Here is a 23,466-nt window from a genome sequence, read left to right as displayed (position 1 = left end):
TTTTCCGGTGGTGATATCGAGGAGGCCACACCCGATCCCTTCCCGAACTCGGAAGTTAAGCTCCTTGGAGCCGATGGTACTGCTGGGGCGACTCAGTGGGAGAGTAGGACGCCGCCGGGTCTTTTTCAAAGGCCTGCAAGCAATCGCTTGCAGGCCTTTTCTTTTTCCATCAATCCATTCTCCTTCGACCATGCACAACAGCTCCGCCCCCGTGTTCGCCCTCAGCGACGCGCTCCTCGTCGAACTCGTCGCACATCGTCCTACCTCGGCCACATTCTGGGGCGTCCGGGGGCACGACCATGCCTGGGATGATTTCGGGCCGGAGGGTGCGGAGTCCGCGGTGGCCATGCTCTCGAGTCATCGTCGCCGGCTCGACGCGCTCCCCACGCCCACGCGAACCGAGGACTGGATCGCCGCGCGCGTCATGCGCGACTTGCTCGACGTCGAGATCGACCGCATCGCCCAGGGCGATCACCTGGTCGACCTCAACAACATCGCCTCTCCCTTCCAGCACATCCGCATGGTGCTCGACGTCATGGACACGAGCACCCGCGCCGGCTGGGAGAACATGATCGCGCGTCTTTCGACGATCGATCGCGCCACGACGTCGTATCGCAAGGCCCTCGAAGAGGGCCTTCGCCGCGGGCAGACCGCGGCCATGCGCCAGGTCGACGCGGCGATCACGCAAGGACGCGTGCACGCCGGTGAGGGCTCCTTCTTCTGCACGCTCGCGCCCGCGTTCGCTCGGAGCAGTGCCTTCGATCCCGCGCTCGCCGAGTCACTCGACCGCGGCATCGAGCACGCGCGCCGCGCCTATGCCGAGCTGACCGACTGGCTCGAGCGGACGTATCGCCCCGCCGCGCGGACCGAGGACGGCGTCGGCGAGGAGCGGTACGCGCGCAAAGCGCACGGCTTCCTCGGGCTCTCCATCGATCTGCGCGAGACGTTCGACTGGGGGTTCTCGCAGATTCGCGAGATCGACGCCCGCATGCGCGAGGTCGCTGCCCAGATCCAGCCCGGCGCCTCGGTCGACGAGGTCATCCGCTTGCTCGAGACGGATCCGGCTCGATGTGCTCGTGGCCCCGAGGACCTCGTGCGTATCGTCGCGGAGCGTCAGGCGCGCGCCGTCGACGCGCTCTCCGGCACGCATTTCGACATCCCGCCCCCGGCGCGTCGGGTCGACGTGAAGCTCGCGCCGCCCGGCAGCACCCTCGGCGCGTATTACATCCCGCCCTCCGAGGATTTTTCGCGGCCAGGGACCATCTGGTACGCGCCCGGCGAGCGCGCCCAGATCCCGCTCTACAGCGAGATCAGCACGGCCTACCACGAGGGGTTTCCGGGGCACCACTTGCAGCTCAGCGTTCAAGTCTCGCTGCTGCATCGGCTCTCTCGGCTGCACCGCGTGGTCATGAGTGATTACCAGACCGGTTATGCGGAAGGCTGGGCCCTCTACGCCGAGCGGCTCATGGCGGAGCTCGGCTTCTTCGAGCGACCCGATTACCTGCTCGGCATGCTCGTCTGCCAGATGATGCGCGCGTGCCGGGTCGTGCTCGACATCGGCGCGCACCTCGGCCTGCGGGCCCCTGCGGACGCGCCCCTCCTGCCCGGCGCGCCGATCGATCACGCGTACGGTGTCGAGATGATCACGCGGATCGCGCGCTTCAAGCCGGATCACGCGGCATCCGAGATGACGCGTTACCTCGGCTGGCCGGGGCAGGCGATCGCCTACAAGGTCGGTGAGCGTGTGATCCTCGGCGTGCGCGACGAGCTTCGGGCGCGCCGCGGCGCCTCGTTCGACCTCAAAACGTTCCACGCCGAGCTGCTCGGCACGGGCTCCATCGGCCTCGGCGCGCTGCGCGAGCTCCTTCTTTCGTAGGTGTCTGCTCGGCGCGCGTTAAGCTAGCCGCCCATGAGCCGGTCCCTCCTCGGCCGCCTTTCCCTCCTCGCGAGCCTCGCCGTCCTCGTCGCGTGCTCACGGGACGACGCCCCCGCACCCCGGCCCGCTCCCTCCGCCGCTCCGGCGAACGCTGCGGCTGCATCTCCCTCTGCGGCCCCCGCGACCTCCGCGTCCGCGGTCACGGCGGGCGGGCGCGACGGCAACGACCCCCTCTTCCACCCCGAGAAGGCGATCGAGGAGGCGCCCGACGTCTTCAAGGTGAAGTTCTCCACGACGAAGGGTGACTTCGTCGTGCAGGTGACGCGCGCCTGGGCGCCGAACGGGGCCGACCGTTTTTACAACCTCGTGAAGCTCGGTTTCTATGACGGCGTCCGCTTTCACCGCGCGATCGACGACTTCATGGTCCAGTTCGGCATCCACCCCGAGCCGTCCGTGAACGGCGCCTGGTACCGCGCGTATTTCCCCGACGATCCCGTGGTGAAGAGCAACCGCCGCGGCTTCGTCACCTTCGCGCACGCCGGCAAGGACACCCGCACCACGCAGATCTTCATCAGCTACGTCGACAAACAGGCGCGGCTCGACACGCAGGGGTTCGCGCCGTTTGGTCAGGTCGTCGAGGGCATGAAGGTCGTCGACTCGTTCTACAAGGGCTACGGCGAGCTCGCGCCCAAGGGCAAAGGGCCAAACGCGAGCAAGATCCAGCGCGAAGGGTACCGCTACCTCGACGAGAACTTCCCCAAGCTCGACGCGATCAAGGACGCGAAGATCCTCCCGTGACCGCGCGCGTGTCGCCTATCGCGACGCGCTGCGAAGGATCTCCACGAGCGTGTTCGCGAGCGTGTCGCCGAGCGCGGCCCTGACCCTCTCCACCGCGTCCTCGAGGCGCTCCGGCTCCTCCGGAGCGAACACCGGCCTCGTCCAGCGTGCCCATCCGACCCAGCTCTGGATGCTTCTTTTGGCCTCCTCCACGATCGCTGCATCCGGGTCCTGCATGGCTTCGAGCAGAAGGTCGAGATGTCGCCTCGGATCGCGGTACATCGCGAGCCGCAGGGCCATGCGGCGCGTGTGGGATCGTGGCGCGTTGCGAAGCAGCTCCTGGATCCACGTGAGCTCCACATGATGAACGTGCTTCTTCAAGCAACCCGTGGCCTCACGCGCGACGCTCGGACGTTCGTCCCCGAGCGCGGCGAAGAGCTCCTTCACGTGCGCGGCCCCCGCCCATCGGTCGAGCGCGACGAGCGCAGCTTTGCGCACGGCGGCCGACCGGTGATCGAGCAGCGCGAGCGCGTGCGCCGCGTCGTCCGCGTGGCTGCTGCACTCGGCGAGGCCCGCGATCGCGGCCGCGAGGATCGAGGGATCGATCGCGTCGAGGGCCCGCAGGTAGGTGGCCCGCGCGTCGAACTTCCAGCGCTCGGCGAGGTAGTGGCGCGCCGTCCATCGCACGGAGGCGCTCGGATCCAGGAGCGCTTGCTCGAGCGCATCGCGATCGGGCGGCTCGATCTTCGTCGCCAGCACGAACGTCGCCTCGTTCCGCACCGGCGCCGATACGTCGCGCCGCATCGTCTCCGCAACCGCGCGGAGCTCGTCCCCTGCGAGCCGCTTCGGCGCCGCCCGCGCGGCCCACAGTCGGATCGACGCGTCTCGATCGGCGAGCGCTCGCGTGAGCAGCCGCCGCGCGTCTGCCTCGGGACGCTCGAGCGCCTTCATGAAACAGCGAAACCGCACGTCGCGGCGCGGGGCATCCAGGCCCTCGTCGAGCACCAGCGCGAAGGCTGGATGCTCGAGCAACGCTTCGATGGCGGCGCAGATCGGGGCGTGATCGTCCCGCCCCAGCTCCCGCAGGCGATCGAAGAGCGGCAGGCTCCCGAGGAGCGCGCGACCTCGGGCGAGGTCGCCCTTCTGCGCCTCTGCGATCCACGCGCGTACCGTGAGCTTCGCGGCCGCGCGCACGGGCCGCACCCAGTCGTTCAGCCGAGCGAGCAGGAACGGCACCTCCACGCCGTCGCGCCGCAGCGAGAGGCGCTCGATGCTCGCTTGCCGGACGTGACCGTTCGGGTGCGCCGTGAGCACGCAGAGCAGCGCCGTCTCCGCGTCGCCGAAGGCCTCGAATCGCGTGACGTCCGCGGGCTGCAGTGCCCTCCAGGCGTCCCCGCGCGGCGTGAACGGCAGGTCCTCGCGCCGATGTCGTTCGAGCCAGAGCACGTCGAGCAGCGAGAGTCCGCGCACGCAGCGGTCCGTGATCTCCGCGGCTTCTCGTGCGACGTCCGGATCTCTCGCGAGCGTCCAGGTCGCGAAGGCCATGGCGATCCGCGGGGCCGGGGGATCACCCCCGAGAGGGCCGAGCACGGTCTTCACGAGCGGCGACGCGGGCAACGAGACCATCGGTTTCAGGTCTACTGCGCTCTTTCATGATCGTAAAGCCGTCGGCCTGCGCCGCGCCCCTCGTGTAGGATGGCATCGGGCCCTCGCGATGAGCGTCGTCAACGAGACTCGATACGCGGTGTTGCCCGTGCCTCTCCTCGACCCCGAGGGGCGCGACGTGATCGTCACGATCGTGAAGGCCACCTTCCTCGTGGGCGAGCGTGGTGAGCTCCGGCCGGCCGAGGAGCCGAGCCCGGTGCGCACGACCGACGTCGCGCGTGATCCCGACGATCCGCGATCGAGCCTGCTCTTTCCGAGCGACGTCGGCCTCGAGAAGCCGGGCACCGACGTCGTCGTCGTGGGCGACGCCATCGCGCCGCGGCCCGTGAAGGTGATGGACGTCGTGGTGCAGGTGAAGAAGCGCCTCGCGCCGCTGCGCGTGCACGGACCGCGCGTGTACTACGACGGCGTGCTCGGCGTCGTCGTCGGCCCCGCGGCGCCGTTCGAGCGTGTGCCGATCGTGTACGAGAATGCGTACGGCGGCGCCTCCGACGATCTCTCCGTCGTCGAGCTCGCGAACCCCGCGGGCGTCGGCGTCGCGCGTCGCGCGTCGGATCTCATCGGCGAGCGCGCGCCGCAGATCGAACATCCCGAGCGGCCGCACGCCTCCGCATCCGACGAGCACCCGCCCATGGGGTACGGCGCGATCCCGCCGCACTGGTCGCCGCGTCGCGAGTACGTCGGCTCGTGTGGATCGTCCTGGCAGAAGACGCGCATGCCCATCCTGCCTGCGGACCACGATCCACGCTTCTCGTGCGTGGCGCATCCGTCACTCTGGTTCGAAGAGCGGCTCGCGCCCGGCGATCCGATCCGCGTCCTCGGCATGTCGCTCGCGCCGCTCGTGCTCGAGCTCCCTCGGCTCGCGGCCCGTGTCCATGCGCGCTTCGACGGCGCTCGCGAAGAGCGACCCGTCCCGATCGACACGGTGATCGTCTCGCCGGGCGAGCGCCGGCTGGAGATCGTGGGTCGCGTGAGTTTCCCTGCTGGCCGAGCGCGGCGCGTGCTTCGCGCGATCGAGGTGCGGGCCGATGCGTGACGAGCGAGACGTCGTTCGAGCCGTTCGCCCGCTCGACACCGACGTGCGCGCCTTCTTCGTGTTCTTCGGGGCCTTCACCGAGGCGCCCGATCCGCTCGTGTTCCTCGCGGATCGAGGCCTCGCCGAGGGCGACGTGTTTCATCTGCTCGCCTCGTGGCAGGCGCGCATCCTCGCCGACCGCTCGTTGCAAAAGGACGCGCTCGGGATGCTCGCACGCCCCACGGGCGAGGTCCCGGAGGTGGAGGTCGGGCCCGTTGTCCCCGTCGAGGCGCCGGAGAAGGCGCCGCTCGCGGCGACCTCGCTCGGCTTCGTCGTCGATCGTCCGGCCTTGCCGTTCGCCGCGCCCCCGGAGGACGCGCCGCCGCCTGCGTTTCCCCCGAGCCTGCTGCGACCGGCGCCGAAGGGGCTCGGCGAGACGAGGATGTCGTTTCAGATCGACAAACCCGTTTTGCCTTTCGCGAAGAAACCGGTGCCCGCGCCCGAAGCCGTCCCGCCGAGGCCGCTCGAGCCCCCTGCGCCTCCTTCCCTCGGCCAGACCAGGCCGGCCGTGCAGCTCTACAAGCCCGCCTTGCCGTTCGTGGCCAAGGCGCTCGCGCAGACGGCCCTGACATTCAAGGTCGATCCGCGGGTCTTGCCATTCGCGAAGAGCGGGCCGACAAACCCCCCGCCGCCGGCCCGCCCGCTCGGCGACACCGCGCCTGCGTTTGTCCCTCCGAAACCCGTCTTGCCTTTCCCGGCTGCGGAAAGACCGCCTGCCGTCGCTCCTCCGGCGCCCCGTCCGCCGCCGGCGAGCGCGCTCGCCGAGACCTCGCTCGCGCTCCCGATCAACCTCTCGGCCGTGCTGCCGTTCGCCAGGCCAAACCCGAGCTTGCCCTCCACGCGCCTCTCGATCGAGGCGTACGCCTCGATGTGCGCCGAAATCTGGCTCGATCCGCCGGGCGCGCTCCGGATCATCGCGCGGTACGGGCTCTCGCCGGAGGCGAAGCGGGCCGAGGACGCCGCGTGGCAAGCGCGCTTCGCCGCGGCGAAAGAGGAGCGCGCGACGTGGGAAAAACTCGCGATCGAGGCCGGCGCGCGGATTCGCGCGGGACGTTAGCGACCGGCCTGCTCAGGGCAGCGGCGTGCGCGGCGGAATGTCGGGATAATGATTGTAGGGGCTCGGATATCCGCCCGCGGCCCACAGGTTCCATTTCCCGGCGCGCGACAGATCCGGGTAATAGCTGACGCCCGGCTGCGGGACCAGCCGGCTCGAATCCTGGACCCCGATGGGCGGCGCAATGTACTGCCCAGGCCCCCAGACGATCTCGCTCGGAGCGAAGACGCTCACCCGGTACTGCGAGGCGAGGTGCGCCGCGATGACGTCGGGCCTGCGTCCGGTGTTGCAAGAGAAGAGCTTCAGCGGCACGTTCCTGTCCCAGTTGCCCGCCATCATCAGCCGTTGCCCGAGATCGCGCGGCGTCATCTGCGTCCAGGAACCGTCGGCGTGTTGCACGTGGACCGCGTCCACGGTCCCGTGCACGTACACCTGATACGAGCCGCTGTCCCGGCGCCCGCCGGCCATACATTCGGAGATGAATGCGTCGACCGTGGGGTTTCCCAGCAAGACGCAGGCGAGCCCCAGCGGATCCACGTGCATCACGGGGCTTCCATTAAACGCGAACAGGTTCGGCCCGCCCTCGAGCCCCAGCGGATCCGGGCTCGAGAATCGCATCACCTCCGGATCGAACCAGCGATATCGCACGTACGAGAGCCCCACGTCCTCGTCGTGGTGATGCCCGAGCCTGCGCAAGAGCGGTGCCACGGGCCGCCCCGACGGCCCTGCCTTCGATTCGACCTGCGCGAGCGCCCCCCACGCCGAATACGTCCCCGAAAAGACGAGCGCGCCCGCTCCATCGACGAGCTCCGTCACCGCCCCGACGTGATCGGCGAGCACCCCGAATACGACGTCACCTTCCCCCTGGAGCAGGGGGACCATCGTGTCCGGGTGATACACGAGCGTACGTTCGCCCCGCTCGGCGTCGATTTCGGCGAGGAGGAGGTCCCCGTCCCAGAGATACTCCACGGTGCGACGCGAGGGGAGGGGAGGCAATTCCTCGCGTGAGGCCGGGCGAACGGGCCCGACGACCTCTTTCTTCACGCGCCTGCCGAAGAGATCGTACGTCATCAGGATCCGCGTCCCGTCGCCGCGCACGACCTCCCGCAGGTTGCCTCGACAATCCCAGAAGTATTCGGTCGTCTCGCCCGTGTCGAGGTGCTCTTTACGGATGCGCCGGTTGCACTCGTCGTACGTGTACGCGGCGCTCGTGGTCCTGCGCAGCACGTTGCCCGGATGCACGTCCCACCCGGCGCCCGCGGGCTCGACCGAGCCGGCGGCGTCGTATTCGAATCGATCGTGGCCCGCCTCGACGAGCTGCCCGACCTCGTCGTGCCGATAACGCACCTCGCCCCACCGCATGTCCCGTTTGCCCACGAGCGTCGACGACGTGTCCCATGTATAGACACGTGAAACCAGCGCGCGGCCGTCCTTGCCCGCCCACTCCTGCGTGACGCGCCCGCGCGCGTCGAAGCCGAACCTCGCCTCGACCCCGGATCGCGCGAATCGAAAGCCGTTCATCGCCCCGGCCGCGTCGCGGCCGAACTCCACGCGCTCGCCGCCGTGCTCGATCGCCGCCACGCGCCCCGCGTCGTCGTATACGTATCGCGTGACCTTCCCGCTCGGCAGGTGCACGGCGGTGCGTCGGTTCAAGGCGTCGTATTCGTACCGGATCGTGCCCGCGCTCTGCGTCGTCGACACGACCCTCCCGGCCTCGTCGAAATACATCTCGACCGAGACCTTCCCGGCCGGATCCTCGAGCTCGTACGTCACCTTGCGCGAGCCCTCGTCGCGTACGATCCGGCCTGCGCCGTGGGGCGTATCCTCCTCGACCAGCTCGTCGAGCTCGTTGTATCGATAGGCCCGCCACGTTCCATCGGGCAACGAGAGACGCGAGACGAGGCCATTCCTACCGTATGCCGCGCGAAGGATGCGCCCGTCGAACGTGCGCATTTCCGTGACCCGGCCCAGGCGATCGTAACGAATGTCGTGGATCTCGGCCTTCGGGTTCTGGATCCTTTGGGGCCTTTCGAGCACGTCGTGGCTCACGCTCCAGGTCGTCCCCGCCTCGCTCCGGGCCTCGACCATGGAGCTCGTGCCTGCGTGGCGAAAGGTCTCCGTGCGGCCGAGCTCGTCCGTGCGGCGCGTCCTGCGTCCGAGCGCATCGTATTCGAACGACACGCGCGTCCCGTCGGGGTTCTCGTGCACGCGCACGCGCCCGAGCGGGTCGAGCTCGCGCCGCGTCCTGTGGCCGTACGGATCCACGCAGGCGATGGGCCGCCCGAGCCCGTCGTATTCCCATCGTCGCACGAGCCCGCTCGCGAGGTGCTCCTCGATGCATTGATGCTGATCGTCCCAGACAAACCGCGCTCGGATCCCCCCGGCGTCTGCGATCGTCACGAGTCGCCCGTGCTCATCGTGATCGAGCGCGAGCCACGTGCCTCCCGGGTACTTCACCCTCTTGAGCTGCCCGCGTGTATCGTAATCGTATTCGGTCACGCGCTCACCCGCCACGCGCCGCGCCACGCGATCGTCCACGTGGACGAACTCGGTCACGCGCCCGAGGGCGTCCGTGATCTTCACGAGGTTGCCTCGCGCGTCGTATTCGAAGCGGCTCGTATTCCCTGCCGCGTCCTTCTCCTCGAGGACGAGCCCATCGTCGTCGAGCACGCACGTCCGCGCGGCCGTGCCGTCGTTCGTCGTGACGCCGAGGAGCGCGCCGTCGCAGGGCCTCCAGGAGAAGACCCGCGGCGAGGGATTGCCCGAGAGCCTCGTGGTCCCTTGCTGCTCGTCGTAGGTGATGTCGCCCGCGTGGATGCCGCCGTCGCCGAAGGCCCGGACGCAGCGGCCGCTCTCGGCATCGTAAATGTAATGGAATGACAGACCCGTCGGCAGCGTCTTCTTCACGAGCCGCCGGCGCTCGTCGTAGAGGTAGGTGAAGTCGTTCCCGCACGGATCCGTCACGCGGACGAGCTCCCCGCCCGCGTCGTAGCCGAACGAGACGGTCTGGAGCGGAGCGCGCTCGTCGCCGGCCGCAAAGACGGCCATCCGCGTGATGTGGCCTCTCTCGTCGTGCGTGAGCCGGACGGTCCTCCCCGCCGTGTCCACGAGCCGCACGAGCCGCTCGCCTTCATAATCGAGCCGAATTCGCTGCCCCGCGGCATTCGTGATCTCCACGAGCAAGGCCCGCGCGCCTCCCTGGGGGCGAAACACCCGGCGTAGCCCCGTCGCGAAGGAGACCACCGAGGCTCCACCCCCACGCGTGTCGAGCGTGATCTCGATCCGCTTGCGGCGATGAACCACAGGTTGTCCTGGATATACATTACGCAGGAGCAGCGTGGAGCCGTCCTCGTCCCGGAGCCGGAGCGTGTCGTCTTCCACCTCGATCCACTGGTGATACGCGTGTGTCCACCCGCCGTGGCCGAGCGGGCCGTGCTCCGAGGCGCGTGAGCTGTCGTAGAGGCGTCTCCACGTGACCTCGATCGGGCCCGGGAGCGAGACGTCGACGTCCTCGTCCATGACGGCGCCGGAGACGACGGAGACCGGATCGAGGATCACCTGTGCACCCGCGGCGAGGGCCGGCACGCTGCGGGCGAAGAGCACATTGTCCATCGTGATGAGCCGGCCGATGACCTGCGCGACGAAGCCGCCCTTCATGGGCACGTTCATTCGCGCCATGTCGCCGGTGCACGAGACCGGCTTGCCTCCCGCGAAGACCTCGTGCTGTCCGGCGAAAAAGAGCTCGCTATGGGCCCCCGTCATGTGGGTGACGATGTCGCCGCCGGTGGGCTGGCCCGGCAGATTGCCGGGTTTATGAATCGACATCACGCTGCCCTGCGTGAGGACGGGTCTGTACGCGACGAGCAGATGATCCGACACGTTCCGCGCGGACGACGAATGCGACATGTACGCGAAAGGCGCCGTGACGGGCCCCGCGGGCGGGGTCGGAGGGACGAGGCTCATGGCAGGCGTCGGCCCGGGGCAAAAATGCCCGCTGCCCGTCGTCGCGATCTTCTTCCCATCGATCGACGCCATGGCTAAGCAGTTCCTTTCGTAGTGCGCGCGGCCCGGAGGAGCGGGGCGAGGCTCGCCTCCACGTCGGCGGCATAGCCCCAGACGGGCACGGGTTCGGGACGCCCGAGCCGGGCCCGGAGCTCGTCGACGCGACCGGCGAGCTCCAGGCGCGAAAGGGCTCCTGACGCGCATTCGTCGGCCACCGCGGCGAGCGAATAGGGAAGGCCGCGGCGGATACGTGTCGAAGAATCGAGGCGCATCGAGCCGATCACGCGCCGCCAGGCCCCGGCGTCGCGCACTTCCTCGGGAGGGAGCGCCGGCCCGAGCATGACGGCGAGGGCGTCCGCCGCGGCCGACGAGAGCTCCTCGTCCGCCAGGCATTGCAGCAAGCGCGGCAAAACAGCGGGGGAGCCCCATCGCCCCGCGGCCGAGAGCAGAGGCGGGGACGGGGTTTGTCGGGTGAAAAAGGCGTCTGCGGAAGCGGCATCCTCGGGTCGACCTGCGAGCAGGTACAGCTCCCCCACGAGCGGGCCGAGGCGCGCGGAGACGTCGCCGTCCTCGAAGGCGCGGCGCACCTCCACGTCTCCGAGGACCGCGAGCTGTCGGGCCGCGCGGAAGGCATTGGCTCGCTCCTCGGAGACGAGCGCGCTTCGTAATGCTGGGACGAACGCTCGTCGCGCTGCCTCCGGCTGCGCCGCGCAGGCGTCGAGGGCCGCCGCGCGCACGAGCTTCGATTCGTCCGCGAGCGAGCGCCGCACGTCCTCGTCCGTGAGAGCCCCGCGCGCCGCGAAAAACCAGATCCCGATGGCGCGCGCGATCGGCCGGGCGGAGCCGCGGAGGTCCTGCCCGAGCGCGCAACGCGCAGGATCCCCGGTGAGCGCGAGCGCTTCGGCCACGAGCCGCGCGTGCTCGGCCGCGTCGTCGGGGAGCCTGTTGATCATCCACGACACGAGCCGCCGCGCGTCGTCACCATCGAAGGCCCTCGCCGTGATTGTCGTGCCAAACGATCGCCAGGGGTCGTCCTGGCGCTCGTACCCGTCGCTCGCGACGTGGTGGAGCGCTCTTGGGCCCGAGGCGACAATCGCATCGATCTGACAGAGCAGGCGCCGCTCGATCTCGGGCACGGCGCGCCGCGGCGAACGTTCACGCGCCTTGCCCAGCATCACCAGCGTCTCCATGCCGTGAGACACGATCTCGGCGTAGAACGTCGAGAGGGTGGAGGGGCGAATTCGCTCGAGGTCGAGCCGCGCGAGGGGCGCCTTCGTGGCCGGATCCGGCAAGGGCCGTTCGAGCGGCTGGATGTCGTTCGCCGGCGCGAGGGCCGCGTCGGGGTCGAAGGAGGCCTCGTCGAATGCGGGCGGGGCCACGCCGAGGGACGCAAGTTCGTCTGGAGAAACCTCGTTCCGAGCCACTTCTCTCCGTCGGATCCGCCCCTGGAGCGGCAGGAGCACGCCCTGCGGGGGTGGCGTCGTCCCGACCGCGAGCGCGAGCCCACGCGTGCCGTCGCGTGAAATCGCCCAGGTGAGGACGGGGCAGGCCGGCGGACAAACCCCGTGGTGCACCGAGGCAAACGTATACGCGAGGGCCATCACGCCGGCCGCGGCGCCGACCCGTCCGATCTCGGCTTCGAGGCAAACACCAAACGCCTCCGGGTGGAACATCGCGGCCTGCCGCGCCGCGCTCCATTCCCATTCCCGCGAACGGAGCGCGTCCACGCGCCCCTGGCCGAAGACGGCTCGAATGGGGGCGTGCTCGGCGAGGCCGCCGATCAGCTCCGTCAGCGCAGCCGCGTCCACGGGCTCGTCGTCGTCGTCGTTGCCCCGGCCGAGGGCGGTCTTGCTCGTGAGAATGGCGCCGAGCGAGCGCTGCGTCCCCGCGCGCCCGAGGACGAGCGCGCCCGCGCCCTCCGCGGGCCAGAGCTGCGCAGGCTCGAAGGGGCCCGGGGGCCGCGCTGCGAGCGCGGCGACGCGATCGGCGTGAAAAAAGGAATCGACGCCGACGAGCACCGCCGCAGCCGAGGCGAGCGCCTCGATTCGCGCGAGCGCGTCGAATGCACCCGCGGCGCCCACGAGACGCTCGACGCCCGAGGCCTCCACGAGCGCGGCGAGGCGCCTCGCCACGTCGTCCAGCGCGGCCTGCGAAAAGGCCTCGCCCGGAGCCGGCAGGCAAACGAAGAGAGGCAACCCCGGATCGGGCCGCGCCTCCTCGAGCGCGATGCGGCCGAGCGCGACGAGCCGGTCCGCGAGGTCGAGGTCTGGCGAGACGAACCGCGCGTAGCCGACCTGAAAGAGGCGGTCGTCCGCGAGCACGAAGGGCGCGGGCGTGGGGAGCGGCGCGTTCGCCCGCGGGAAAAACACGTTATCCCGGGCGAGCGCGCCCGCCGGAGAGCAAAGACCGAGGCCAAAAACCGAGAGCGTCACTTGTGTGTCAATTTCCCCGCTTCACGCGACTGTCCGGTGATGCGAATCGTCGGCGCCTTGATGGTGACGCCGCCGCCCGACGCGGAGACCTCGGCCGCGCCGCACCGAAAGGTCACGGTCCCGCCCGAGAGCGTGAGCGAGCCGCCGACCAAAAGCGAGAGCGACGCCTGCGCCGTCATGCGGTATTCGCCGCCCGCCGCGACCTCGCGCGTACCGCTCACGTCGCTCTGGACGAGGCCCTTTACCTTGCGCGCGACGTTCTTCGCGCTCGTGATCGACAGCGAGCCGAGCGATTCGTTCATGGCGCCCGCGACCTGCATTCCGGCCTTCGTCGTCTCCGTCGTGTGGCTGCCGTTCACGAGCAACGTCGAAGGGCCGAGCGTCACCCAGGAGACGGCGCCCGGCGTCATCACGGCATACACGCCGCCGACCATTTCTGAATAAGGCCCCTCGACGAGCGTCGCCCTGTGCCCCGGCCCGGGCCCGCCTTTGCCGCTCGGCCCGCCCACGCCCGCCGCGCCGCCGCCCGCCGCGATTTCGCCCTCCGGCGGACGTCCATGATCCCAGGGCATGGGCTTCGAGGATCCGGTCACGCTCGCGAGGATCGCCTCGCCGCCCGGCACCATCGACGCGGCCACCCCTGCCAAACCCATTTTCGCCGCCGCCGCCGCGCCCTCCTCGCCGCCCGCGGAGAAGCCCTCGATCGCAGCCCGACCCACGCCGAGCCCCGCCGCCACGATCGCCCCCGCCGTGCCGCGCGAGCCCACGCCCGCGAGCGCCGTGGAAAACAAGAGATTCGCGGCGCCCTTCACGGGGCTGCCCACTCTTTCGGCGAGGAGGCCGCCGACGGAGACGGCCTCCGCGCCTTCCACCTGCGTGACGAAGCTCCCGCCCGCGGTTTGCTTCTGCGCCCCGCCCACCGTCACCGTGCGTGACCCGTACGACGCGGCCCAGCCGAGGTGCACGCTCACCGTCTCGTTCGCGCCGATCGAGGCGCTCACGTTCCCCTCGACCTTCGTATTCTCGTTTTTCCGGGTCTCCGTGCGACAATCCCCGTACACCCGATCGTCCCTGCCGAACGGAGCCGAAAAAAGCATGTGCTCGCGGCCGGCGGCGTCGTCGAGCTGGACCGTCGTCCGCGAGGCGGCGCCCGGGGAGCCATCGGTCGCGAGCACGGTCGCCGTCTTGTTCGCGGGCAGGGGCAGCGGCGGGAGCTGCTTTCCATTGTAGGATCGACCGAGGACGATCGGGCGCTCGGGATCACCGTCCTCGAACGCGAGGAAGACCTCCCAGCCCACGCGCGGCAGGACAAAAGCGGCCGGCGCCTCGGGCTGCGTCACGCGCACGGGCACGCTGCTCCGTTGGTCTTTGGGGCCGCGGACGTCCCAGTGGAATGCGACATGGACGCGGCCGAGCGCGTCGGTGTCGATTTCCTGGCCCGGCTCGCCCGTGACGATCGCCGATTGCACGCCGTCGATGCGTGGCCTCGGCGTTATGCGCGGCAAGCGGAACATGACGTCCTTCGGGATCGCCTCCACGGTAGCTTCGAGCACGGGCTCGCCTGCGCTCCACGCGATCGAGGTTGCCACGACGAACCAATCACCCGCGGGGCGCGCGCGCCCGAAGTTTCGATCCGATTCGATGAGCGTGGCCGCGCGACCGGGCGCGAGCGCGAGCGCGTTCGTCCGGAGCGCGAGCGTGGAAGCGTCCGCGCGTAGAGATTCGAGCCGCCGCCGCGCGGCCCGCTCGCCGGCCTCCGCCGAGCGGAACCCGCCCGGCGCCTCGTACACGGCGGCCTCTTGCTCGCGATTCGATCCGACCGCGGCCACGCCTTCGAGCCGGAGCGCGGGCCTGTCGGGATCGTAATCCCGCAGCGTCACCTTTCCCGGGCGGCGCGTTCGCGCGGCCACGACGGGCGTGACGAACGGCCGCGGCTCGCTCGCCGCCCCGCGCGTGACGATCGCAATCGGATCCGCATAGGCGTCGCCCGCGCGCGTCGAGTCGTCCTCGAGGAAGAGCACCTCGGCGCCGTCCTCCTCCTCGAATCGCAGCCAGAGCCCGTGCTCTTCGCACAGGCGCCGCAGGAACGTCGCGTCCGTCTCGTCGTATCGAATCGACCACGAGAGGGGCGGGTATTCTGCCCCGACGCGGACCTCGATTCGCTCGTAACCCGCGGCGCGCGCGAGATCCGCGATGATCTCCGGCGCGCTGCGGTCGCGGATCACCCGCGGAAAACGCCGGAGCTCCAGCAAGGCGAGGCGAGGGCGCACGGTGGCGCGGTAGATTCGCTCGCTCCCGTGATCCGTGGCGAGGAGGACGAACCGCGTGACGATCCCTGCCATCCGCCGCTCGCCCGCCTCGGCTTCGAGCCGCACGACACACGGCCCGCGCAATACCTGCGAGGGGAGCACGACGGGGGAGGGGGGGCCCGAACATTCGAGATCGTAGCTCCCGATCTCGCCGAGGCGCTCCCGCCCCGCGATACGCACGACGCGAAGCGGCGGATCCCCGGGGAGCGCGACGGAGACGGCCGTCACGGGAGCTCCACCCGCGCGGCGAAGATCCGGACCAGCGCGGCCATGTCGATCACGAGTTTGTCGCCCTCGAATCGGAGCGCGCCCCCGGGCTCGAAGGCGAGCGAGCCGCCGGGGACCTCGAGCACGATCGATTGATCGGCCCGCACGCGCACGTGCCTCGCTTCGAGCGCGAGCGTGCCGCGCGGATCCTTTTCGATTGCGCTCGCGACCTGGAGCGCCCCAGCGATCCGCGCGCCGTCCGGCCCGTCCACGAGCACGACCGTGCGCCCGCCGCGCAAGCACTCCTCCGCGAAATCGGGCGTGACGGCCCCGTCGAGGCGCGCCGTCACGTGACGCCCCGAGGCGAGGCGGACGCGATACACGCGCTCGGCCCCGTCCGCGGACGCCGCCATGACCATCTCGATGCGGCCGGGATGCATTCCAGGGCCGAGCGGGAGGCTCGCCTTGCTGCGCCTGCGTCGCGTGGTTTTTTCTTCAGCCATACCGAGACATGCCTCCCTCGACGCTGGCGACCGAGCCCTGGAAATCACCCTGGATTTCAATCGCGCCCGGGGTCATCGTGATCTTCATGCCGCCCGCCGAGAGGACGAGCCGCGCCTTGGCCTCGATCGCAACCTCGGCTCCCGCGATCGTACCGTTCCCTTTCACCGCGTGCGTGAGCGTCCCGAACGACTCCGCCACGGCGCCGCCCGCCTTCACGCTGCGCGACGCGTAACTCTCCGCATACACGCCGAGCACGTCGAGCCCATAACCATTCGCCGTCACCGTCATCGGTCCGCTGACCTTCACGACGGCGGCCCCGCCCACGGCGATCGCCTCGGAGATGCCCGCGGTCGTGTTCATCGCGCCGCCGACGACGAGCGTCGCGGCCCCTTCCGTGTGTACGCTCTGGTGCTCGAGCGGCGCCTCGGTCTTCGCCCCGCCCACGATCCGCGCGAGCCGCGGCGCCTTCGTGACGTAATCGCCGCCGACCGAAAAGAGGCGCGCCCCGCCCACGGAGATGCTCTCCGCGCTCGCCCACACGGCGTGATCCGCGTCCGTCGTGATCACGCGTTCGGCCCCGACCGACAGCGTGTGCGCCCCGCCCACGGCCGTGCGGAGGTTCTCCTTGACGAACAACTCGCGCGAGCCGCCCACCACGCGATCGAGGCTGCCCTGCACCACCGAGACCTTGTCGTTCTCCGAGAGCTCCTGGTAATCGCCGGACGATTGAACCGAGAGCTGCTCCGCGCCCGCAGCGTCGCTGATGCGGATGAAATGGCCACGCTCGCCGGCCGGCGTGCTCTTCGTGCCGAGGTGCGTCTCCACCTTCTGCGCGGGCAGCGTGAGCGGCGGCGGATCGGCGCCATTGTAGAGGCGGCCGAGCACGAGGGGCGCCTCGCACGCGTCGTCCGCGAAAGCGACGACCTGCTCCCACCCGACACGCGGATGAAATGCCGATCCCGCGAGGGCCGGCGCGACGACGCGCGCCGGGGCGGACGATCGTTCGTCGGCGACGCGCGCGTGATCCCAGCGGAAGAGCAGCGAGGTTCGTCCGTACGAATCGATCGCGATCTCCTGCCCGGAAGGCCCCGTCGCGAGCGCCGTGCCCACGCCCCCGCGCGGTGCCCTGCGCGGGCGCGCCGGGCGATACGCCGAAATGGCCGGCACCGCGCGGAGACGCGCCCGGTGAAGGAGCCCGTCCCCCTCGGGGTCCGGCCTCGCCTCGTGGTTCACCGAGAGCACGAGGAAACGGCCATTTTGCTCCGCGATCGGAGACGCCTCGACGCGGATCACCGCGCCGGCCGCGACGAGGGCCGTCGACGCCTCGCCCTCCAGCACAATCACCTCGCGCCGCCGCTCGCCGAGCCGGATCGACGCGATCTCGCTCGCCTCCGCGGGCGAACACGCGTCACGGGAGAGCTCGTACCATTCCAGCGAGCCCTCGCCGCTCTCCCCCGCGATATCGAGCTCCGGCCGCTCGAAATCGTAACCCCGCACGTGCGAGCCGTCGCTCGCCGCGCGCCGCACGAGCCGCGCGGCCCGGAGGGACGGCCCCCCTTCGAGCCCCGCGTCCTCGTGATATCGCAGCGAGAGCCCGTCGTCATCGAACGTCCCCGGCTCGTCCGCGATCCGCACGACGTCGCGCGCGCCCGTCACCGGATACCACGACAGACCCTCCTCCGCGAGGATCCGCGTCACGAAGTCGAGGTCCGACTCGAACGATTGCAGCCATTGCGCCCGCCGGGGCGGCGCGCGCCGGGCGCGGTCCTCGACGCAAAACCCCTGCGCTTCGAGGACCTGCCGCGCGACCTCGACGGCGCTTGCCGCCGGGAGCACCCGATAATCGCGCCCATCGCCGGCCTCGGCCACGCGCGCCACGAGGACGATCACGAAGTGCCCCTCGTGGTCCTCCACGCGATCGACGATCCCCTCGAAGCGCCGCTCCACCCCGGCGATCGTCAGGGCGAGCCACGCCGGGCGGCCGAGGATGTCGAGGGCGACGACGGAGACGGGCTCGCCCCGATCGAGGTCGTCACAATGAACCAGCGCGACAAACGGCGCCCCCACCCGCTCGTCGATGGTGCACGAGCGTCCGACGAACGGGAAGGAGACGCCCTCCACGCCGAGCTCGATCCACGAGCGCTGCTTCATCCGCCCACCTCCCCGCCCCGATCCCGCTTGACCATTCCCTCGATCGTGGTGGTGCCGCTCGTCGCGCGTAGCGCGCCGCCCGCGATCGAGAGGGCGCCCGCCGTGAGCGAGCCCGAGACGTCGATCGTGATCTGCGGCGCGGCGATGCTGAACTTCCCGCCCGCCCGGAGCTCGGCCTGCCCCGACGCGAGCTTGCCCGCGGGCGCCGCGATCCCGTAATCGGCCGCCGCGCTCTCCGTGACGGCCCCAGCCGCGCTCCGCTTGCCGCCCTTCACCGACTCCGAATACGCCCCGGCGCACGTGACGACGCGCGCCCCGCGACAAACGTAGGTCCGCGCGCCCGCCACGCTCTCCGTCAACGAGAGGCCCGCCGACACGAGCTTCGAGCCGCCCACGATCCGCGTGAATGAGCCCGTCGTCTTCGTGTTCGACTGGTTGCATTGAAGCGCGTACGCGCCGCCGATCGACTCCTCGTAGCCGCCGCCGGAGAGCACCACGCGGTTCCCCGTCACCGCGATGATCTCCGTCGCCATCGATTCGGCGTTCGCCCCGTCCACGGCCACGTGAATGGGTTCGCCCACGTCGATGCTCTGACGCCCGCCGATCGTCACGTCCTCCGCGCCGCCCACGTCCGCCGCGAGGCCGAGCCCGACCACGTGCGCCTCGTCGCCGTCCACCTTCTGCGCGTGATCTCCGCCGACACGCACGCTGAGATCCCGGCTCGCGTGCACGAAAAACGCCTCCGCGCCGGCGTCGTCCCCGAGGCGGATCTCCTGCGTCGCGCCGCTGCCCGGGCTCGTCCACGATTGCAGCGCCGTGACGGCGCGCCCCGCGGGCAGGACGTACGGATGCACCGCCGTCGCATTGTAGAGGCGGCCGAGCACGAAGGGCCGATCGGCGAGCCCGTCGAGGTACGAGACCGCCACCTCGAAGCCCACGCGCGGCAGCATCATCGCGCCCCCGAGCGGCCATTGCATCGTGCGCACCCAGGTGGACGACGCGTCGTCCGTGACGCCCGATCGATCCCAGAGAAACCGCACCTTCACGCGGCCGAGCGCATCCGTGTGGATCTCCTCGCCCGGCGGCCCCGTGACGACGGCGCTCTCGACGTGATGAACCCGCGGGGCCCCCAGGATCGCGGGCCGATGGGGCGGGCGCTCCTCGCCGCGATCGCCCCGCGTCGGCCGGAGGACGATTTCATTGCGGTACGGCGCTCCTCTCCCGCCGTCCCGCAGCGGCCTCGCGAACACGTGGCGGACCTCCGAGACGAGGAACCGTTGATCGAAGAGCTCCGCGCCGCCGCCCGCGACGTCGACCCACCTGCCCGGACAGACCCGGATACAATCACTCGTCGCCGTGACCCGCACCTCGTCCCGGCGGAGCTGCTCGAGCCTGCGCCTCGCCCGCAGCGCGGCCGCCCGCGCGTCGGGCACGCAGGCCGGGTACTCCAGCCATTCGAGCGTGCCCTCGCCGGCCTCGCCGTCGAGGTAGACGTCCGGGTGATCGACGTCGAAATCGCGGACGAACACCCGATCGTGCGCCATTCCCTGCTCCCACGCGAGCGAGAGGAGCGCGCGCACGCCCCTGCCGCGCGCGGCGCCCGGGCCGGCGAAGGGCAGGCGCGTTTCCCCGTCGATCCCGTCGTGCGAGGTCGGGCCGTCGCCGAGCAGCACCCGAAATGCGCCGTCCTCGGCCGTCTCGGTCCAGAGCGAGATGCCCTCGCGCGCGAGCAGCCGGCGCACGAAATCCCACTCCGCCTCGCCGTGCTGCGTGCACATCGGATACAGCGGATATTCGCCCGCGAGCCGCGTGGTGATCGCGTCCCTCGGGACACCCGCGCCCACGAGGACGTCCGTCACGACCTCCTCGGCCGTCTTGTCCTGAAAAACTCGATACCCGGCCCGGAGCCCGAGCAACGCCAGCGGATCCGCGAGGCGCAAGGAGAGGACACGATCACGCCCCCGGCCCGCCTCTTCGGCCGCTTCCATCACCACGAGCTGGATCACGCGCGCCGTCTCCTCCTCGGGGTCGGAGAGCACGACGACACACGGCGCGCGGAGGAGGGCCTCGAGCGAGGCCTCGCCCGGCGCGAACACGGTGAGCTCGAACGAGGAGAGGTCGTCCATGCGCTCGCGCCCCTCGAGCGAGAGGACCACGTTCTCGCCGAGCGGCTCACAAGCGAAGGCGACGTCCTGGGTCGTCACGAGGCGCGAATTTACAGGAGTGAGCGCTCGACCACAAGCGCCCTGGTGCTCTGCTCGTGCTGGCTCGGGTCCTGCATGCTCCTCGCGCGTGCCTGCGCTCGTGAAGATCGGCATCTCCGCGTGGACCGAGCCGACGCTCGTATCCTCGGGGTTTTATCCCCCGAGCGCCCGGACGGCCGAGGCCAGGCTGCGCCATTACGCGTCGCGCTTCCCCATCGTCGAGGTCGACTCCACGCATTACGCCTTGCTCGCCGAGCGAAACGCGGAGCTCTGGAGCGAGCGCACGCCCGAGGGGTTCACCATGAACGTCAAGGCCGTCGCGCCGCTCAGCGAGCATTACATCGAGCCACGAGGCCTCCCGAAGGACATGCGCGAGGCATTGCCGCGGGAGATCCGCGAGAAAAAACGTATCTATCCCCAGGACCTCGGCGACGCCTTCCTCGACGAGCTCGCCGGCCGGTTCGTCTCGGCCCTCCGGCCCCTCCAGGCGAGCGGCAAGCTCGGGCTCGTGCTGTTCCAGTACCCCGTGTGGTTCACCTTCTCGCCCGCCTCGCTCCGGCGCCTCGCGCGGACGCGCGTGCTCTTCCGCGACCATCGACTCGCCGTCGAGCTCCGCAACGCCGGCTGGCTCGGCGAGCGCCACCGCGACGAGGCGCTCGCGTTTTTCCGGGAACAAGGGCTCGTCTACACCTGCGTCGACGAGCCGCAGGGCTTCGCCTCCTCCGTCCCGCCGATCGCGGAGGCGACGGCCGACCTCGCGCTCGTCCGGTTCCACGGGCGGAACGCGCAGACATGGGAGGCGAAATCGCCCACCGCGGCGCTGCGCTTCGCCTACGAATACGACACCGCCGAGCTCGCGAGCTGGGTGCCGAAGATCGTGGGCCTGTCCCGAAAGACGCGGGAGGTCCACGTCATCATGAACAATTGTTACCGGGATTGGGCCGTGCGGAGCGCGGTCGATCTGACGGACCTCGTCCGGAGGGCGGGCGCCCGCGTCGCCGGGCCGCGGGCGCCGCTCGCCGCTTGATTCACGGCGCGAGGACGATGGCCGATTTCGCGGGTACCGTCAGCGTCAGCATGCCGCCCGCCGGGACGGTCACGCTCGGCCCGCCCATCGCGTCGTTGAGCACGGTCCCCGCCGCGAGCCCGAGCGTGGTCGTGACGTCCACCGTCATCGGCGCCGCCGCGCCCGCCCGCGTGAGCGCCACGATCGCCGCGGATCCGCCCGGGATCTTTCGCCCGATGACGAGCGTGTCCTCCGTCGCGCCGAGCGAGGCGTAATCGCCGCGCCGGAGCGCCGGGATCGCCTGCCGCGCCGCCCCGAGCTTGCGAACGAACGAGAGCGTCGCCTTCTCCTCGGCCGAAAGACCACTCTCCGGCCGCCACATGAGCCGGTTGTTCGGGTCCGCCCCGCCCCACTGGCCATACTCGTCGCCGTAATACATGAGCGGCGCTCCCGGCAGCGCGAGCAGCCATGCCATCGCCACGCGCATCCGCTCGTAAGGCAACGCGTCCGTCGGCGCCACGGCCGTGTTGTCCCACTGGTTGCCCGGGATCCCACGGTCGCCGTCCGCGTAATCGGCGAGCGACACGAAGCGCGGCGTGTCGTGGCTGCCGATGTACGGCGTCATGATCGCGCCCTTCGGCCATTTTTCGAGCCCGTGCCGGGTCCAGTAATCGGCGTGCAGCATCCCCTTGTCGCCATAGGCGAACGTCCGGTACGAGACGCCGTGGTAGAGCACGAAATCGAACTGGCCGTCGAGCCCGAACGGCCCGATGTACCGCGCGATCGTGCCGTAGTTCTCGTCGTTGCAGGGGTCGCCGCAGTCGTTCCACCCCATCGCCGTCTCGCCCATCAAGAAATAATGCGTGCCCGCCTTCTCGAAGGTCTCGCGCACCTCGACCGAGAGGTTCCGCGTCGCGACCTCCTCGACGTGCTTCACCGCGTCGACCCGCAGGCCGTCGAGATCGAACTCGTCGAGCCACCACACCGCGTCCTCGACGAACCGGGCGTTCGCCTCGGGGACCGAGTGGTTGATGTCGGGCATGTAATCGGCGAAGAGGCACTCGAGCGCCTTCTGCGTCCAGTCGCAGTTCGCCGTCCCGCAGACGCAGCCCGTGCGGAACCACTCCGGGTGCGACTGGAAATACTCGTGCTCGCTGTGCACGTGATTGACCACGTAATCCTGCAGGATGCGGATCCCGTGCGCGTGCGCCGCCTTCACCAGCGCCCGCAGCGCCTCCGGGCCGCCGAGGCGCGGATCGACCTCGCGCGCCTTCACCGGCCAGTAGCCGTGATACCCCGTGACCTTGTGCACGCCGTCCGCCGCGAAGAACGAGCCCTCCGGGTTCGTCTGGAACGGCGTGAGCCAGATGGCGCGGATGCCGAGCTTGTCGAGCTCGCCCTCCTCGATCGATTGCGTCAGGCCCGCGAGATCGCCGCCCCTCCAGTCGCCGCGCGCGTCCGCGCCGGGCGTGGGCGGGGCGTTGTTCGAGGGATCCCCGTCGCGATATCGATCGGTGAGGACCATGTAGACGACCGCGTCGCTCCAGGAGAACGGCTCGGCCTCGATCCAGAAGGGCAGGTGAATGGGCTCGCCGACGCGCCCGCTCTTGCTGCGTGGCCTCAGGGTGACGCGGTACTTGCCGTCGGCGAGGCCCGCGAGCGAGACAAGCACGTCCCCCGCGGGCGAGACGGTCACCTGCGGCGCGACGAGTGGTTTTGGGGTCCCCTGTTCGAGCAGCGTCACCTCGTATCCCAGGACGTCGGCCCCGCTCGTATCGGCGCCGTCGACGTACGTGAGATCGGCCGTGAACGACCCCTGGCCCGCCGCGACGCGTAGGGCCTTCGTGGATTTCACCGCGAGCGTGGGCAGGTTGCAGTCGCGCACCTTCACCGCGCTGTTCTCGACGCCGCCGACGTATTTGCGGCGGCCCTGCGAAGGGTCGAGGATCCATTGCGTGCCGCCGCCCGCGTCCTGGTAGACGAGCTTGTACGCGTGCAGCCCCGGCGGTAGCAAAACCGTCGCCGTGAACGCGCCATTCGCGTCGGGTCCGCTCATCGCGGGCGCCGTGGCGAGGTCGAAGCCTTGCCATTCCCCGGGCACGCGAGGCGCGGTCGCGCCGGCGGGCGGGACGAACGAGATGGTCGTCGGGCACAATGCGTCGCCGCCGCCGCCCGCGCCGCCGCCGCCTGCGCCGCTGCCGCCC

The 23,466-nt window shown here is 70.3% G+C and carries 13 protein-coding genes and 1 rRNA gene; 6 read left to right on the top strand and 8 right to left on the bottom strand.

What is annotated here, in order from left to right; all coding sequences use genetic code 11:
- Window positions 1–3: 3 nt before the first annotated feature.
- The 3 genes from rrf (at window position 4) to GF068_RS42555 (ending at window position 2,674) form a co-directional block, all read left to right on the top strand.
- Window positions 4–120, top strand: a 5S ribosomal RNA gene (gene rrf / locus GF068_RS42565).
- Window positions 121–190: 70 nt separating this feature from the next.
- Entirely contained in the window at window positions 191–1,876 is a 1,686-nt protein-coding gene (locus tag GF068_RS42560) for a DUF885 domain-containing protein (protein WP_153825309.1), read from the top strand.
- A 33-nt stretch (window positions 1,877–1,909) separates the two neighbouring features.
- Complete coding sequence (locus tag GF068_RS42555; RefSeq protein ID WP_153825308.1) at window positions 1,910–2,674, top strand: peptidylprolyl isomerase; 765 nt, start codon at window positions 1,910–1,912, stop codon at window positions 2,672–2,674.
- A gap of 15 nt (window positions 2,675–2,689) precedes the next feature.
- Here GF068_RS42555 and GF068_RS42550 read toward each other — a convergent pair whose 3' ends face one another.
- Window positions 2,690–4,279, bottom strand: coding sequence for a HEAT repeat domain-containing protein (locus GF068_RS42550; RefSeq protein ID WP_153825307.1), 1,590 nt, complete (start codon window positions 4,277–4,279; stop codon window positions 2,690–2,692).
- Window positions 4,280–4,367: 88 nt separating this feature from the next.
- Between GF068_RS42550 and GF068_RS42545 the strand changes: the two genes are divergently transcribed.
- Window positions 4,368–5,354, top strand: coding sequence for a DUF2169 family type VI secretion system accessory protein (locus GF068_RS42545; RefSeq protein WP_153825306.1), 987 nt, complete (start codon window positions 4,368–4,370; stop codon window positions 5,352–5,354).
- Complete coding sequence (locus tag GF068_RS42540; protein ID WP_153825305.1) at window positions 5,347–6,450, top strand: hypothetical protein; 1,104 nt, start codon at window positions 5,347–5,349, stop codon at window positions 6,448–6,450. The genes GF068_RS42545 and GF068_RS42540 overlap by 8 nt, the downstream gene beginning before the upstream one ends.
- A 12-nt stretch (window positions 6,451–6,462) precedes the next feature.
- Here the strand turns inward: GF068_RS42540 and GF068_RS42535 are convergent, their stop codons facing one another.
- Genes GF068_RS42535 through GF068_RS42515 form a run of 6 tightly spaced genes read right to left on the bottom strand, consistent with a single transcriptional unit; the run spans window position 6,463 to window position 20,256 of the window.
- A complete protein-coding gene (locus GF068_RS42535; RefSeq protein WP_170320039.1) occupies window positions 6,463–10,482 on the bottom strand; it encodes a DUF6531 domain-containing protein in 4,020 nt (1,339 codons plus the stop codon).
- Between the two features lie 2 nt (window positions 10,483–10,484).
- Window positions 10,485–12,881 (bottom strand): hypothetical protein, encoded by a 2,397-nt coding sequence (locus GF068_RS44025; protein WP_170320038.1) that lies wholly within the window; start codon window positions 12,879–12,881, stop codon window positions 10,485–10,487.
- On the bottom strand, window positions 12,878–15,418 hold the full coding sequence (locus GF068_RS42530; RefSeq protein ID WP_338046790.1) for a type VI secretion system Vgr family protein: 2,541 nt from the start codon (window positions 15,416–15,418) through the stop codon (window positions 12,878–12,880). The genes GF068_RS44025 and GF068_RS42530 overlap by 4 nt, the downstream gene beginning before the upstream one ends.
- Window positions 15,415–15,900: a hypothetical protein gene (locus GF068_RS42525; RefSeq protein ID WP_240808245.1), complete on the bottom strand. Its 486-nt coding sequence runs from the start codon at window positions 15,898–15,900 to the stop codon at window positions 15,415–15,417. Before GF068_RS42525 ends, GF068_RS42530 begins: the two co-directional genes overlap by 4 nt.
- A complete protein-coding gene (locus GF068_RS42520; protein WP_170320037.1) occupies window positions 15,893–18,052 on the bottom strand; it encodes a type VI secretion system Vgr family protein in 2,160 nt (719 codons plus the stop codon). The genes GF068_RS42525 and GF068_RS42520 overlap by 8 nt, the downstream gene beginning before the upstream one ends.
- Window positions 18,049–20,256: a type VI secretion system tip protein TssI/VgrG gene (locus GF068_RS42515; protein ID WP_170320036.1), complete on the bottom strand. Its 2,208-nt coding sequence runs from the start codon at window positions 20,254–20,256 to the stop codon at window positions 18,049–18,051. Before GF068_RS42515 ends, GF068_RS42520 begins: the two co-directional genes overlap by 4 nt.
- Before the next feature lie 88 nt (window positions 20,257–20,344).
- On the opposite strand from GF068_RS42515, the gene GF068_RS42510 reads away from it, so the two are divergent.
- Window positions 20,345–21,283 carry a DUF72 domain-containing protein gene (locus GF068_RS42510; protein ID WP_170320035.1) on the top strand — a complete coding sequence of 313 codons (939 nt, stop codon included), beginning with the start codon at window positions 20,345–20,347 and terminating at the stop codon, window positions 21,281–21,283.
- Window position 21,284: 1 nt separating this feature from the next.
- Here the strand turns inward: GF068_RS42510 and GF068_RS42505 are convergent.
- Window positions 21,285–23,466, bottom strand: a 2,182-nt coding sequence (locus GF068_RS42505) for an alpha-amylase family glycosyl hydrolase (RefSeq protein WP_153825300.1), incomplete at its 5' end; no start/stop codon positions are given.

The sequence above is a fragment of the Polyangium spumosum genome, from assembly GCF_009649845.1.
GTDB lineage: Bacteria > Myxococcota_A > Polyangia > Polyangiales > Polyangiaceae > Polyangium > Polyangium spumosum.
This window is presented reverse-complemented; position numbering and strand designations above follow the sequence as displayed.

Coding starts and splice junctions, on each gene's coding strand:
- GF068_RS42560 (WP_153825309.1), top strand. CDS start 191: ATGCACAACAGCTCCGCCCCCGTGTTCGCCCTCAGCGACGCGCTCCTC.
- GF068_RS42555 (WP_153825308.1), top strand. CDS start 1,910: ATGAGCCGGTCCCTCCTCGGCCGCCTTTCCCTCCTCGCGAGCCTCGCC.
- GF068_RS42550 (WP_153825307.1), bottom strand. CDS start 4,279: ATGGTCTCGTTGCCCGCGTCGCCGCTCGTGAAGACCGTGCTCGGCCCT.
- GF068_RS42545 (WP_153825306.1), top strand. CDS start 4,368: ATGAGCGTCGTCAACGAGACTCGATACGCGGTGTTGCCCGTGCCTCTC.
- GF068_RS42540 (WP_153825305.1), top strand. CDS start 5,347: ATGCGTGACGAGCGAGACGTCGTTCGAGCCGTTCGCCCGCTCGACACC.
- GF068_RS42535 (WP_170320039.1), bottom strand. CDS start 10,482: ATGGCGTCGATCGATGGGAAGAAGATCGCGACGACGGGCAGCGGGCAT.
- GF068_RS42525 (WP_240808245.1), bottom strand. CDS start 15,900: ATGGCTGAAGAAAAAACCACGCGACGCAGGCGCAGCAAGGCGAGCCTC.
- GF068_RS42520 (WP_170320037.1), bottom strand. CDS start 18,052: ATGAAGCAGCGCTCGTGGATCGAGCTCGGCGTGGAGGGCGTCTCCTTC.